Here is a 15,239-nt window from a genome sequence, read left to right as displayed (position 1 = left end):
CAATGATTACCCCAACAAGCTGCGGACTGCCGCCTGGTAAGTTTCCAGCTTGTTGGACTTATGAATTGCTTTTTTTGCTTTCCGGTCTCCATCCGGCATTAGATATTCCCAGAAGTTCTTCATTTTTGTCAGCAGCTGTTTGTCTCCCCCTTCCAGAAGATTACCATACTGGGCAAATACATCAGCATGGAACAGTCTGAGTCTCTCCTGCATATCCTTTTCGGAAAGCGGATGTCCCTGTTGATACTCCAAAGCTAAGGCGGGATTGGCAAGCAGTCCACGACCTATCATGATACCTGCCAGTTGTGGGAAACGTTCTCTGATGGCCTGTATATCTTCTACTGTAAGTAAATCACCGTTATAAATAAGCGGATGGCGGCATTCGTTGTAGAAGGCTTCAAAGTCTTTTAAGTCGACTTCCCCCTTATATTGTTGTTTACCCAGTCGGGGATGCATGATGATATGTGTCAGTGGCAGTTCATTCAGCAAGGGTAGCAAAGCCAGACATTCTTCCGCATTCTCCCAACCCAACCTCATCTTGACAGAGAACTGAAGGTCGGGGTGATTCTTTATGGCAGCAGTCAGCAACTCCCGTACCTCTTCGGGATAAGGAAGCATTCCTGAACCATTGTGCCGTTTAGCCAAAAGAGGGAAAGGACATCCCAGATTTATGTCCACATTCTTATATCCTTTTTCGATGAATAGGGCAATTATCTGCTCCATTTTGTCCACATCGGGCGCAATGAGTTGCGGAATAAGCTGCACGCCACGGTTGTTTTCCAAAGCAATCTCGCGCATGTCTTTTTTTCGGATTTCTCCGTGCTCTACACGTACAAAAGGGGTATAATAGCTCTCTATACCACCGAATATACGGGCATGCGCTTGTCGGTAAATAGCCTCGGTGTAACCTTGCAACGGGGCAAAATGAATGGGGAGGGTACTCTGCATATCAATCAGTTATTCAATATTTCTGCAAAGGTAACTATTTTAGCGGAATAACCATGTTCATTAAAATCATACCTGAACTATACTTGAGCCATACTTGCTCCGTACCAATCCCATACTTTCTCCGTGTAGAGGTACCTCTGAGTGGAGAATGTACGGAGCAAGTCTGGTCTAAGTATAGCTCAAGTCTGGCTCAGGTATGTAGCCGAGTAATTACTACAAATATTCTTTCGTGATTCTCAATTTTGCTGTAGGCTGAATTCTACAGGTTGTCCATGTTGGCAATGAACAGTGAGAATGGTATTCTTTCCGTCTGCTGTCAGGGTTACTTTTTCATTGGGCGTACTGATTTTCCATTTTCCTTTTAATTCCAGTCTCTTTTCAAGAACGCGGCTGGGATTTTTGGTGGTATATGCCTTTTCCTCAATATTTAGGTTGGGATCGCAAACGCTCATAATGAAATTCGCTTTGTCCCTCCTATACATAACCATCGTTTCTGCCGGAATAAGACTAAGCAGGCTATCCCGTTGCGAGCGATAGGTTTCGAAGACAGCATAGGCGGTAATATCAGTTAATCGGTCGTGTACGATATGTGCACTGTCATTCCGTTGTAATACTTCGTATGTTTGCGCAGCCTCATAGTTTTTTAATTCCTGATCGGTTGGCTGTATCCATACGAGGTATTCATACGTTCCATTTTTAGGGGCTTTTCCATGTTCAATCCATGCTGAAGCGAAAGTGCCCTGTGTTACAGCGCGTGTTTTTTCATGACGGGATTCTTGTTTTGTGATCTGTATTTGTACATTACCGTCTTTCACGAAATAATGGTTATTGTAACCGTCCCGGATGGAAAGTAACTTTTCAGTAGTACCGGAAAGTTTCTTTTTGAAGCCAATCTCTTTTTCTTCTTCTCCGTTAACGAGGATGGTGCTTTTTCCTTTTTGGAATGTACTCTGGAAGAGAGTTGTTTCGGTTGGATATTCATTATTGCTGTTATGAATACCTGTTCCTAAACAGATCATCCTGTTTTCAAAACAGAAGACTGATTTGCGGGCTACGAAATCCGGGGTGAAGTTTTTCAGTTCACGTTCCATCAGTTTCGTAACAAACATGCCGTTTTTCCCTTCCAGTGAACTACTGCCTGAGAAATTTTCTTTGGAATGTGCCATGGTAGTTCCCGGTAGCGGGCTATCCAGCAATTCGAATGGTAAGTGGATGGTTGTAGTTCCCGGTAGGCGATTCCAATCCCAACCGTTCTCATCGTAACCGCTGGAAAGGCGTGAGGGGTATCCCATAATCTGGACGGAACCATAACTCTGATAACGTCCGTAGCGGTTATCTTTCCGGTAAATCTCAGATCCCCAGACGTCAGTGGTATACCCTTTTAAGGTTACCATCCAATCGCTTCTCCGGAAAATACCTGCCGCCCCATAGTTATATACAAAAAATCCTTGTGGGGCAGAGGCGGGAGTGATACCTTGCGTTTTGAAGTAACGCGCTTCGGGGGTATCCTTTTCACAAAGCCGTAGATAGTCTGCTGCCAGATGATGATCGAAGGCATTACCTTCTCCTGATAAGTCTCCTGACAAGGCAAGATAAGCAAAAGCAGCTACATCATCCGCTTTCATCGAGCCGCCGAAAGGATGTCGTCCGCTGATGCCAACTCCCCACTCATATTTGTTGGAGTAGTTACGCATGGCAATAAAGGCGGATTTCAGTACTTGACGGGCTTCTTCGGTAGGTTCATAGACCGTTTTATTGGTTAAGGAGATGAATTGTCCTACCATGGCTAACACACCTGTGGTATAGGCCGGATAGAAACCGCCATGGTGAAAAGTGGTTCCGTCTACTTTGATGCCTCCGATAGTGCCCGGAGTGTATTGAAGAGAAGAGGATACCCAACGGGAAAGGCCTTTCAGTGCGCGTACTCGTTCCCGCTCGTCAGTGAACAGCAGTGCTGAAACTGTTTTAGCCATTAAAAGAGTATGCCAACTGTCCAGCAATTCATCTCTGCCGTATTGATAAGGCCGACGGGTTTCTTGCAAGGCAGACCAGAAAATGAGGGTAGACAAGATATTATCCCGGTTGGGAGTCTTCCAGATAGCGTCGCGCATTAACCAGGCTGTAGTATATATTTTCCGTACTTGATAGCCGTAATGATGATTGGTTCCCATTCCGCTACCGAAAGAGAATCCCTGATTGATGGCGAACTCCCAGACAGTGAAGTAATTCTGACGGGAAGATTCGGAATGATTGTAATAAGCATCGTAAGCGAATCCGGAGAGCATTGTTTCCAAGTCATTCCAGGATATTTCTCCTTTAGAACGGTCCAGTTCATCGGGAGTCAGGATAGGAGCACCTGTGAATCCTGTTCCGGAGCGCTGAATATTGGTTTTCTGAAAAACATCGTATGCTTTGGAGACTGCTTCTTTCGGTGCTTTTTGAATATCGAGGGCGGTGGTCAACCGTTGTTCCACTGTGCACAGTTCCTCTTTTTCTGCTTGAGTGAGGGTGGCAGGTAGTGGGATATCATACTTATATTGTTCCCATTGCCAAACCCGGCACCAATGCCACAGGTCACGATAGGAAAGGGAGTTATTGTAAGGTATTTGCAAGTCGGGGGTAGTACGGTCGTTCATCTTTTTCACAGGGAAAGTCAAACGGTCCAGAAATATGCGGCCTTTTCGTTCAGGGGCTATCAGGCGATAACTTGCTATTTCTTTGTTTTGTTTATTTCCTTTCATGTGTTGGAAGCCAATCCAGCAAGCGCGCCAGCCAGCCGATGCCAACTGAAAACTGAACCAATAAGACACATCTCCTTGGGGGGAAAGGAACTCAAAACGAATGGAATCTTGCTGGGGGACTTCATTATAAATCCATAAAGTTATTCCGTATGAATTTTCCATTTGTTCATCAAGGGTGAGAAGCTGTTCCAGAGAAACATTGAGTTTGGAACCGGAATGGAAATCCCATTCCAGGCTTTGTTTCCCTTCTTTATAATACCGGGTGGACAGGGCGATTTTTCCCTTATCGGCTGTTGTAAACTCTTTGGGGATTTCTGTCTCAAAACCTATGAATTGAGCAAAAGATACTTGGCTGCATAGCAACGCAAGGGTGAATAGCAAGTGTTTTCTGGTCATAAGGTATATTGTTTTTTAAAAGTTATAAAAGAGGAGAGGAACCTCACGGTCACTCTCCTCCACACATATCAAATTGATTAAGGTCTATTTGATTTCATTTTAAGGTTAGAAGTTCTGTGTAATTAAATGATTATTTCCAATATTTGTTTTGTTCCAATTTGGTGTTTACACCCAGTTCCTTGGTGGGGATAGGAAGGAACTGGTTCTTTTCAGTTGTATTACTTACATACTGAGCCGCTCCTTTGGCATTGTTGGCAGTAGACCAACGTGCGTCATTGACTGCTGCTCCCAAATTCTCTTTGATAGCCTTGTAGTAAATGCCCCAACGTACCAGGTCGTACTTGCGAAGAGACTCAAAGCAAAGTTCACGACCGCGTTCATCACGGATCAATTTCTGGAAGTCACCGTATGACAAATCTTTCACTTCGTCAATTCCTGCACGTTTACGTACTTCGTTGATACATGTGTAAGCTAATACTGTAGGGCCTTGGTTTGCTTCGTTTTCAGCTTCAGCGAGCATAAGCAGTACATCAGCATAACGCAGGAGACAATAGTTCTCTTGAGTATAGTTCTTATGCTTAGGGCTGCTGCTCTCCCATTCACGACGGTATTTGCCACAACGACGGTCTACAATCTGATTATCTTTCCAAGCAACCTGTACATCTTTGTTATTGAGTTTGTAAGGTGCCATAGCAAGATCGCGGCGAGCATCTTTTGCATCATACAAATCCCACAGAATCAAACTACCGGCATAGAATGCATACGTATAACCGGCGCCTATTCCTGCAGAGTTTTCCTGAAGGTTGCCGATTACATTACCGATACGGCTTTCAGTATAACTACCGTCGTCACGTGTTCCAACAAATTCTACTTCCCACATGCTTTCATTGTATGTAGTCTCATATTTGTCGGAAGCTAAGGCTTTCCACATGGCATATACATCCGGGTTCAGCTTATGTTTTTTAGAGTCGTATACTGCTTTAGCATACTTGGCAGCTTTTTCATAATATGGCTTTCCACCTTTTGATGGTTCGCCTGCACGCCACAAACATACGCGGGCCAGAATACCTTCTACTACAGTTTTCTTTACATGAGAAGGAGACTGATCATAGCTACTGTTATCTACCATATCGAGGCAGTCTTCCATTTCCTGAATGATCCAGTCGAGTGCTTCGGCGTGGGGGGTAGCCTCCAGACTGCTGACGGTGATATCTTTTACTGTTTCTTTGCGGATAGGCACTTCATACCAACCTTGCACCAGTAAGAAGTGGTAGTAAGCACGCAGGAATTTAGCTTCTCCCTTAATACGTGTTTTCACATTATTGTCAGAGATGCTGGCTGCATCTATATTATCGAGCAGTACATTGGCATTGTTGATGCCTGAGTAAAGAGATTCCCATGTATACCATAAATCAGTATTACCTGTATTGTGTGAATTAGCAACTACTGCATTGGTCTGGTTTGCACGATAGTAATAGCTCAAGTCATCGGTATTGGACAGCATACAGGAGTAACGGTTTCCATATACATGCTCTGCTGCCATTGTCCAGTATACGCCGGCCAGTGCCATTGTACAGTCAGTTTCATTTTTATAGAATGTTTCGGGCGCTACAAAGTCGTAAGGCTTGGTGTCGAGCATGTCACAACCCGCCATAGAAGCAACTATTGCTAGGATGCAGGCTTTTTTGAAGATATTCTTGATACTTTTCATATTAGTTTCTTGATTTTAGGTGATTAGAAGGTTATGTTAACACCGAGTGAAGCGTTGAATGAACGTGGATAAGCGGACCAGTCGAAACCGGGGGTCAATACACTGTTACGCGTAGAAACCTCAGGGTCGGAACCGGAATAACCTGTAATGGTAGCTATATTCTCTGCCGAAATAAAGAGTCTGGCTGCACTGATACCCAAAGAACGCAAAGTGTTAGGCGTGAAGTTGTAGCCCAGTGAAATGGTCTTTAACTTCAGGAACGAACCGTCTTCCACATACAGAGAACTGTAATATTCTGCACCGATAGCTCTTGCACGCGGCATGTTGCTGGTGGGATTCTCAGCGCTCCAACGGTTTGTATAAGAGGCGAACATATTCGTATTCTTCTTAGCTTGCGGGTTTTCAAACACCATACGGTTGGCATTCAAAATGTCGTTACCATAGCTCCATTGCAGGAAGATGTTGAGATCCCAGTTCTTGTAAATGAAGTTATTGCTGAAACCACCCGTGTGCTTGGGTTGTCCGTTACCAATAATTGTACGGTCGGCATCAGTAATTAAATTACCGTCCTTGTCGCTCAGCTTTTTGTATTTCGGGTCACCCGGTTGTGCGGCATCCGAGATACGAACTACGTCATCTTTCAGTGTGTAGACGGTCTTTCCGTTTGCATCTACCGAAGTGTTGAAGTCTTCATACTTGTAAGTGCCATCATAGATGAAACCATACATACTTCCGGCTGCATCACCTTTCTTGCTGATGTAAGCAGGCATTGTTCTGTATTTATTATCCCAATTGACGAAGCTGATCATATCATCCTGTCCATCGTTGAGCTCTACAATCTTATTACTGTTGAAGGCAATGTTGAAGTTAGAGGTCCATGTGAAGTTCTTTTCTTTGATGTTTATGGTTTCCAGAGTGAGCTCAAAACCTTTATTACGCAACTTACCAACATTCAGTGTAGCACTGGAGTAACCGGAGCTTGCCGGAACGTCTGCGCCCAACAACAGGTCTTTGGTAGTTTTGATGTAGTAGTCCATCGTCACGTTGATGCGTCCGTCAAAGAAGCCTAAATCCAAACCAAGGTCATATTGCTCGGTTGTTTCCCATTTCAGTTTTTCGTTGGCCATAGAGCCTAATACATAACCGGGATAGAAAGAACTGTCCCAAGGATACTTGTACACATTAGAGCTAGTCACCAATTGTGCCATGTAGTCGAAGTCACCGATACGGTTGTTACCTGTGAGACCCCAGCTTACGCGCAATTTACCATTAGACAACCAAGGCAGTGGATTGGAAACAAACTTTTCGCGTCCGAAAGCCCAAGCTAATGAAGCCGATGGGAAATAGCCCCAACGATTGTCCGGAGAGAACTTGGAAGAACCATCGGTACGCATAGATGCTGTAACATAATACTTGGATGCATAGTTGTAGTTGATACGTCCCAGATAAGATATCATGGCATTTTCGCCTTGTGATGCCGTTACAACCGGAGTAGCAGAACCTTTACCGATACCGGACATACCGAAAGCCTCGTTTGTAATCTGTTCCTGGGTGATGCTGCTGAGGTAACTTGTATATTTCTGGAAAGTGGCACCCACCAAAGCATTCAGGTTATGGTCGTTCTTGGCATATACATATGACAATGTATTTTCGTTCAGGTAGTTTCTTGTCTCCTGTTGTCTCAGGAATGCATTGATACCTTTGCTTCGTGTATTGGACGGATGCGTATTACCGGTACTGGTTTGGCTTCCGTTGAATTCTTCTCTTTTGATGTCACGACCGGTATATCCGGCAGTAGTTTTAAACTTCAGGTTCTTGATGATTTCCCATTCTACGCCTAAGTTAGCTTGCAGATGGTTGGTTGTGGTACGACGGAACTCATTCTTTGCAGAGAGTACCGGGTTGAAACGGTAGTCATTACTCATGTCCACATCGCTATCGTACAGTTCGGCCAGAAGATCGGAACCGGAAGGAGAAACCGGACGATAACCCCATACGCTATACATCAGTGAGTTGGATACTGTCGTTTCTGCGGTGGAAGGATTGGGACCGTTCTGCACGTTGCTTGCAAAGTTTGCATTTGCATTGATCTTTATGCTCTTATTGATTCTTTGGTTGAAGTTAAAACGGCCCTGGTAACGAGAGAGGTCAGAGTTGATGATGACACCCTGTTGGTTGCTGTAAGAGAGTGATGCAGAGTAGTCCATTTTATCGCTGCCACCACTTAAACCTACATAGTGGTTGTGGCTGATAGCTGTACGATAAACTTCGTCCTGCCAATCATAGCTCTTGAAGTTTTTATAATCATCGAGAGTGATACCATCTTTCAGATAGTAGTAAGCAAACTCATCCACTTTTTCTCCATCTACTTCTTTGGTGTTTCCTTCCATGATTTCCTTTTGCAGGTTGACGAAGTCGTAACCGTTCATCATATCCATTGTGTTCTTAACCTTGCTTACGCTGACACTACCATTATAAGTAAGAGTAGCTTTTCCGGCTTTACCCTTCTTGGTTGTGATGATAACAACACCATTGGCACCACGAGAACCGTAGATCGCTGTTGCAGAAGCATCTTTCAATACGTCGATGGATTCAATATCGTTCGGGTTGAGGGCGCTCATTCCGGAAGTCTCACTTGGGAAACCGTCGATAACGTATAGCGGAGCAGTACTCTGAGTCAAAGAACCGGCGCCACGGATTACGATATTGAAGTTGTCGCCCAGACCACCATCTGTAGAAGATACCTGTACACCGGCGATACGTCCGCCCAGTGTTTCTGCTACGTTGTTGATAGGGGTTTTGGTCAAGTCGCTCATATTAGCCTTACCGATAGCTCCGGTTAAGTCGCGACGTTTTACGTCACCATAACCAACAGCCACAACGACTACCTCATCCAATGCCTGCGCATCTTCTTGCAGAGTAACATTGAAAGTCTTTTGGTTTCCAACTTTAATTTCTTGAGTTTTATAACCTACAAAAGAGAATTGCAGGATATCAGAGGATTTAACATTGTCCAGTTTAAAACTACCGTCGAGTGTAGTGATAGTTCCGTTAGTAGTTCCTTTTACAACGACGCTGACTCCGGGAAGTTCTCCCATAGCATCAACAACTTTACCTGTAACTTGGCTACCTGTCTGTGCTTGTACGCCTAATACGCAGCAGAGAAAAGTTGCCAATAGAATTAAGGTTACTTTCTGTTTCATAAATATTAAATTAATTAGTTATTAAAAAGGTTGTTCTTTCTCGTTAAACGACTCGAATCACAATGCAAATGTATGTGATTGGATAGAAGGCGACTTTCGCTAATAGTTCGCAAAAAGTACGAATTTGTACATTCTCGATAGAGAAGACCTGTTCTGTACGATTCCTTACCTTATCCCTTGGTTCTTACCAGCTTTCACCTGCTCTAGTAATGCTGAAAGTTCTTTTACCTTCTCCGGATGCATTGCTGCAACATTGTCTTTTTCCGATGGATCGATGGAAATATTGTACAGTTGGGGTTCGGGATTATTTCCTAATTCCATCTTCGTCCAATATTCGGTGGCGGGCTTATCGCTCGGTTCGATGTATTTCCATGTTCCTTGAATAATTGATAAGGTATTATTCAGATTCTGCTGTACTACATAATCACATCCGGTATTATCTTTCCCTAAGAAAGTAGACAGTTGGTCACGGCTGTCGGGAGCGACGGTTGTGGGGGTAAGTGGATGGTTCAGTAAGGTAGCCAAGGAGGCATACACGTCGATCATAGAGAACAAAGCTTGTTGTTTGCAAGGCTGAATACCAGCAGGCCAACGTACAATGAAGGGAATACGCGTTCCGGCTTCATAAGCACTATACTTACCGCCACGGTATTGTTTCATAGGAGTATGGCCGTTCAGCAATTCGAAAGCCTGATCCTGATAGCCGTCGTCAATAACGGGACCATTATCGCTACAGAACACAAAGATGGTATTATCTGCAAGGTTCAGACTATCCAGAGTATTCATAATCTCGCCTACAGTCCAATCCAGTTGCAGGATTACGTCGCCACGGGTTCCCATGCCGCTCTTGCCGGCAAAACGGGCATGAGGTACGCGAGGAACGTGTACGTCTTGTGTACCCATATACATGAAGAAAGGTTCGTCTTTATGTTTTATGATAAAGTCTTTGGCTTTACCGGTGATGACATCTGCAATGTCTTCATCTACCCAAAGAGCCGATTTTCCACCGGTCATCCAGCCGATACGGGGAATACCGTTTACGATTGTATTATTATGCCCCTGGCTGGGTTTCAGTTTTACGAGTTCGGGATTTTCCAGTCCGGTAGGCCAGTCACCTACTTTATGGTTGTAATTGACGGTAATGGGGTCGTTGGGATCTAAACCTACAACGTGTCCGTTCTCTACGAATACACAGGGCACACGATCTACTGTGGCGGGAATGATGTATTCGTAATCAAATCCTATATCTTGGGTATTCGGCTTGATAAGATGGTTGAAGTCTGTACCTCCTTTAGGGCCAAGTCCCAGATGCCATTTACCAACGGCTCCGGTAGCATATCCTTCTGCCTTAAACATGTCAGCCATGGTGACACAAGCTGTATCAATAATAAGCTCGGAGTTGCCGGGGGCGATTCCTGTATTTTCCTGTCGCCAGGGATACATACCTGTCAGCAGACCGAAGCGGGAAGGGGTACTGGTGGAAGAAGTGGCATAGGCATTAGTGAACTGTACACCTTGTCCGGCAAGGCGGTCGATATTGGGGGTACTTATTTTAGTGGCGCCATAGCAACTCAGGTCACCGATACCCAGGTCGTCGGCAATCAGGTAGATAACATTAGGTTTCTGACGGGTAGTGTCGGCTGCTTCTTTCTTCGACGGATTTCCGCATCCGGCTATCAGGGCTGCGCCCGGAAGAAGGGACCATAAAGGAGAAAAATGTTTCATAGCTCTTTGACTTTAGATTGTTATTTCTGAGGTCAAAGGTAGTGGCTTTTCCGGAATTGAGTGTATAAGGGAATACAAGGGAAGGACGAAAATGTACATAATGCTAATGAGAACGCTGGAATATACAACAGAAGAAGATATTCTCTCCTTATAGAGAACCTTTTCTCAACAGGGTGAGAGTTTTTTCTCAATACGATGAGAATAGATTCTCTGTTTGATGAGAAAAGATTCTCACCATGGTGAGAAAGATGAGAAGGTTAATACGGCTTATTAACCTTCTTCGTCTTCTTCATCCTTGCTGCCTGTATCCGCATCCTCTCCTTTGCGATAAGCCAACGGACTTACATGGTATACATCCTTGAAACACTTTGAGAAGTAGCGGGAAGAGCTGAATCCGATCTTGTCTGAGATTTCGGTAATGTTCAGTTCCGGATTGTTCCGTAACATCAAGGCACCTTTCTTCAGGCGAATGGTCAGGATGAAATCATTCGGTGTTTGTCCGGTGATGGCCTTCAGCTTGGTGAACAGGTTGGTACGGGCCATTGCCATTTCACGGGCGAAGATATTGACATTGAATTCCGTATTATCCAGATTCTTTTCAATGATGCTGATAGCACGATCCAGGATTTCCTTATCTATCGGGTTCGTTGCCAGCATCTGGGCATAGGCTTGCGGTTGCTTGCTGAACTTCTCTTGTAGGAGGATACGTGAGTTTACCAGGTTGTTGCAACGGGAAATCAGCAAGTTCGTGTTGAAAGGTTTGGTGATGTAATCATCTGCGCCAATGCGTAGACCCTCGATATTTTGTTCTACGGCAGTCCGGGCTGTAAGCAGCACTACCGGAATGTGGCAGGTGTTGAAGTCGTTCTTGATCTGTTTACATAGCTCGGTACCGGACATCTTAGGCATAACCACGTCGCTTACTACGATGTTTGGCATTTCCTTCTGTACCAGCTCCAGACCTTCTTCTCCGTCTGCGGCAGTCAGTACCTGATAGAATGGGCGGAAGATATTCTCCAGCATTTCACGGATGGGGGCGTTGTCTTCTACGATAACCATTTTAACGTCGGACATGCGTTTTATCGGAGCATTCTCTTCCAACTCTGCTTTGAGTGAAGCATCGATTTCAGAAATTTGTGTCTGCTCTATTTGTTGCACGGCTTCGGTTTTCTTACTGATTTCTTCCTGGCTGAAATGGGCATTTCCAAGATGGAGACGAATGATGAAGCTGCTACCTTTGCCGAGTTCGCTTTCTACCTTGATAGTGCCGTGGTGCAGTTCGACAATTCCTTTGGTCAGAGCCAATCCGATGCCGGTGCCAACGCCGGTGGTAAGGCTATTCATTTGTTCCGTCTGATAGAAGCGGTCGAATATCTTATCTATCTCTTTGGCGTCGATGCCGCTACCGGTATCAGTCACACGGATGACGGCTTCGTTACCTTCGGTGGTGATGCTAAGGGTTATGGTATCTTCTGCCTGGGTGTGCTTGATGGCATTGGACAGGAGGTTGTTTATAACTTTCTGCATCTGTTTCTGGTCGTACCATACTTCAAGGCTTTCGCTATCTTTCTCGAATTTGAAATTGATCTGCTTGCTGCTGGCATATTCCATAAAAATAAGGTAGTTCTCATAGAGGAAATGCACAATATTGTGCGGACTGACTTTTACCTTCATATGTCCTTGTTCCTGTTTACGGAAGTCGAGGAGTTCGGTAATCAATTCGCGCAACTGGATACTATTCTGGTAAATACTCAATATCTTATTATAAATAGTGGGTGTGAAGTTTTGTAACTGCATCAGGGTTTCCACTTGCGACACGATAAGGGTAAGCGGGGTGCGGAATTCGTGTGAGATGTTGGTGAAGAAGCGTAACTTGGACTGGTTCAAGGCTTCTACATCTTGTATGTGCTTTTGCTCATATTTCAACGATTCACGTAGTTTGATTCTCGATTTGTACGTTCTTACAAGATACCATAAAAGGATAGCAGTCACTATCAGATAAATAAGATAGGCAAGTGGGGTTTTGTAGTAAGGAGGCAATACGTGAATAGTCAGATGCACCTGTGGGCAAAGGGATTCTTCTTTCCCTTTGGGCTTAATCAGCAGGTTGTACGTTCCGGCATTCAGGTTCGTATAAGTGATGATGGGCTGGCCACGCGTACTGTTCCAGTCGTCGGAGAAGCCTTCCAGTTTGTAAATAATTTCATCTTTATTGGCTGCCACGTAGTTGGAAGTGGCAAATTCAATGCTGAACATGGTCTGGTTTGCGTTCAGGGTGATCTCTTGGGTATGGCATAAGGATTGCGTCAAAATGCCTGTTTCATCGCTGACTTTTACTTCGGAGCCGTTTACGATGAGGCGGGAAAGGATAATCTTGTATGGCTTTGGAGTAAAGTTAAGTTCCAGCTCATTGAACGAAAGCATACCCTGTGTACCGCCGAGGAATACTTCGCCATCTCGCGTTACACACAGTGCATTTTCATTGACTGCCGTTAACGGGAAGCCGTTCTCTACACTATAGTTCTGGAACTTCTCTGTTTTCTGGTCGAAAATGGAGAACCCCTGATTGGTGATAAGTATCAGTTTGCCGCTGACAGGGGATTCCTGCGTATCGTAGATGCAATCGCTGATGAGTCCGTTCTTGTCTTTGTCGAAATTCTCGAAGTCATTGCTGGCAGGGCGATACAGGTCGAGTCCGCTTCCTGAAGTGGAAAACCAGAGATTACCCTTATTATCTTGCATGATGTTGTTCACATTGTTGTTGCTGAGGCTGTGCGGTTGTGCCACGTCGTGCCGGTAATTGGCCAGCTTGTTGGTATCGAAACGGTAGGAGAAGATACCTTCGCCCGTGGCGGCAATCCAGAGTGTGCCATTGTTATCTACTTCTACATCGGCCACCATGGTTATTTTGCGTCCTTCTTTGGTGTCTTTGAAGAGTTGCCGACATTTTCCGCTATGGGGATCAAATAAACATACGCCATTCTGGGTGGCGACAATTAACTGGTCATGATAAGGTGTTATATCACGAACAATGTTTGATGGAAGCGTTTCCGGATTACCTTCTTCCATGAGATAATGGGTGAATGCTCCTGTACGGATATCGAGCTTGTTCAGTCCACCGAGATGAGTACCAATCCAGATGATTTCTTTGGCAGGATCGTAATAGAGGGCTTTTACATTGCTGTGGGAGATACTATTGTGCCCCTTTCCGGCAATATACCATTTGAACTCACGTGTGCGGCGGTTATAGAAATTGAGTCCGCCACCTTCTGTACCGATCCATAAGTTACCGTTCTTATCTTCAATGGTACGCCCTACTACAGGACTACTCAGACCCTCTTTCTCATTTCTGGAGGCTTTATACCGGGTGTAGATTTCATATTCAGGATTGAAGTAATTGACGCCACCAAAGTAAGTGCCCAACCATAGTGTTCCCTGATTATCCTTTACGATGCACCAGATGGAAGAGTGGGTTAGACCTTCGTTCTGCATGTCGTTGGAAGTATGGTTCTGGAAAAGTCCTGTTGTCTTATTATAGCGGTTCAGGCCGTTGAAGGTTCCTATCCAGATATTGCCAAGATTATCTTCGCAACAAGCTCTTACGAAATCGGAAGATATACTGTGCGGATTCTTCGGGTCATTTCGCAGGTTCTTGATAGTTCCGTCTGTTTTTATCCGGAAGAGTCCTTTCTCCCAGCTGCCTATCCACAATTCACCTGAACTATCCTGGTAGATGCTGGTAATGTTTCCTTTTTCAATGGGGTGGGTGACTTGATGTCCGTCTATTTTCAGGTTGAAGACTCCTTCGCTGGTGGTTCCTATCCACATGTGTCCTTTATCCTCGAACATGCAGGAGATCTCGATGTTTTCTCCCGCCATCTGATAGTAGAGGTCGAAGTTATCAGTTTGTTCATTGTAGCGGTAAATCTCATTCTTTTTCCCGATGAACAGTCCGTTTTTATAATAGATGCTGTTAATACTACCTTGAAGGAGAGTCGTAAAACGTTGTGTAGTCAGATCGAACTGGGCAATGCCTTCGGTACAGAGCAGATAGATTTTACCGTTTTGGTCACCTGCCATGCGCAACACGGTATTGCAGAAAAGGCTGTAAGGGTCGTTTTTGCTCAGTTTATAGGTTTGTATATCATTACCATTGTAGCGGTTCAAACCTTCGCGCGTACCAATCCACAAGATACCGTTCTCGTCAATGTACAAGCTGTTGACGCTAAACTGAGATAAACCGTCATCGGTTGTCAGATGATTGAAAGTAATATTCTGGCTGTGTAGGTTTGCTGTAGCTATGCTTACTAAGACAAGAAACAGCGTTCTGATAAACTTTTGCACTTCTCCTCCGGTATTTTTAAGGTTTCAAACACAAATATAAGACGTTTTGCTTAAAGGGGGGAGTTTATTATCTGATTTTTATGGTTATGTCTATTGAAATGTATAATTTTGGGCGTTTGTCGGACGAATTTGGACTTTTTCATTGATGAGGAAGACGTATATTTGCATACT

6 protein-coding genes are annotated in these 15,239 nt (G+C 44.5%); all 6 read right to left on the bottom strand.

Translation table 11 applies throughout. The features are described from left to right. Positions 1-6: 6 nt before the first annotated feature. Positions 7-948 (bottom strand): tRNA-dihydrouridine synthase family protein, encoded by a 942-nt coding sequence (locus DW182_RS17125; protein WP_118296289.1) that lies wholly within the window; start codon positions 946-948, stop codon positions 7-9. Positions 949-1,184: 236 nt separating this feature from the next. Continuing rightward, entirely contained in the window at positions 1,185-4,085 is a 2,901-nt protein-coding gene (locus DW182_RS17120) for a chondroitinase family polysaccharide lyase (protein ID WP_118296288.1), read from the bottom strand. Positions 4,086-4,215: 130 nt separating this feature from the next. Continuing rightward, positions 4,216-5,796 (bottom strand): RagB/SusD family nutrient uptake outer membrane protein, encoded by a 1,581-nt coding sequence (locus tag DW182_RS17115; protein ID WP_118296287.1) that lies wholly within the window; start codon positions 5,794-5,796, stop codon positions 4,216-4,218. A gap of 23 nt (positions 5,797-5,819) precedes the next feature. Next, positions 5,820-8,999 (bottom strand): TonB-dependent receptor, encoded by a 3,180-nt coding sequence (locus tag DW182_RS17110; protein WP_118296286.1) that lies wholly within the window; start codon positions 8,997-8,999, stop codon positions 5,820-5,822. A gap of 165 nt (positions 9,000-9,164) precedes the next feature. Then, on the bottom strand, positions 9,165-10,724 hold the full coding sequence (locus DW182_RS17105; protein WP_118296285.1) for a sulfatase-like hydrolase/transferase: 1,560 nt from the start codon (positions 10,722-10,724) through the stop codon (positions 9,165-9,167). Positions 10,725-10,994: 270 nt separating this feature from the next. Then, complete coding sequence (locus DW182_RS17100; protein WP_118296284.1) at positions 10,995-15,068, bottom strand: two-component regulator propeller domain-containing protein; 4,074 nt, start codon at positions 15,066-15,068, stop codon at positions 10,995-10,997. Positions 15,069-15,239: the final 171 nt, after the last annotated feature.

It is taken from the genome of Bacteroides sp. AM16-24 (genome assembly GCF_003471885.1).
In the GTDB taxonomy this organism is placed as follows: domain Bacteria; phylum Bacteroidota; class Bacteroidia; order Bacteroidales; family Bacteroidaceae; genus Bacteroides.
The sequence above is the reverse complement of the archived record's forward strand: the minus strand, read 5'-3'. Positions and strand labels throughout refer to the sequence as shown.

Excerpts from the sequence above, each read along its gene's own strand:
- DW182_RS17115 (WP_118296287.1), bottom strand. The coding sequence starts at position 5,796 with ATGAAAAGTATCAAGAATATCTTCAAAAAAGCCTGCATCCTAGCAATA.
- DW182_RS17125 (WP_118296289.1), bottom strand. The coding sequence starts at position 948 with ATGCAGAGTACCCTCCCCATTCATTTTGCCCCGTTGCAAGGTTACACC.
- DW182_RS17105 (WP_118296285.1), bottom strand. The coding sequence starts at position 10,724 with ATGAAACATTTTTCTCCTTTATGGTCCCTTCTTCCGGGCGCAGCCCTG.
- DW182_RS17120 (WP_118296288.1), bottom strand. The coding sequence starts at position 4,085 with ATGACCAGAAAACACTTGCTATTCACCCTTGCGTTGCTATGCAGCCAA.
- DW182_RS17110 (WP_118296286.1), bottom strand. The coding sequence starts at position 8,999 with ATGAAACAGAAAGTAACCTTAATTCTATTGGCAACTTTTCTCTGCTGC.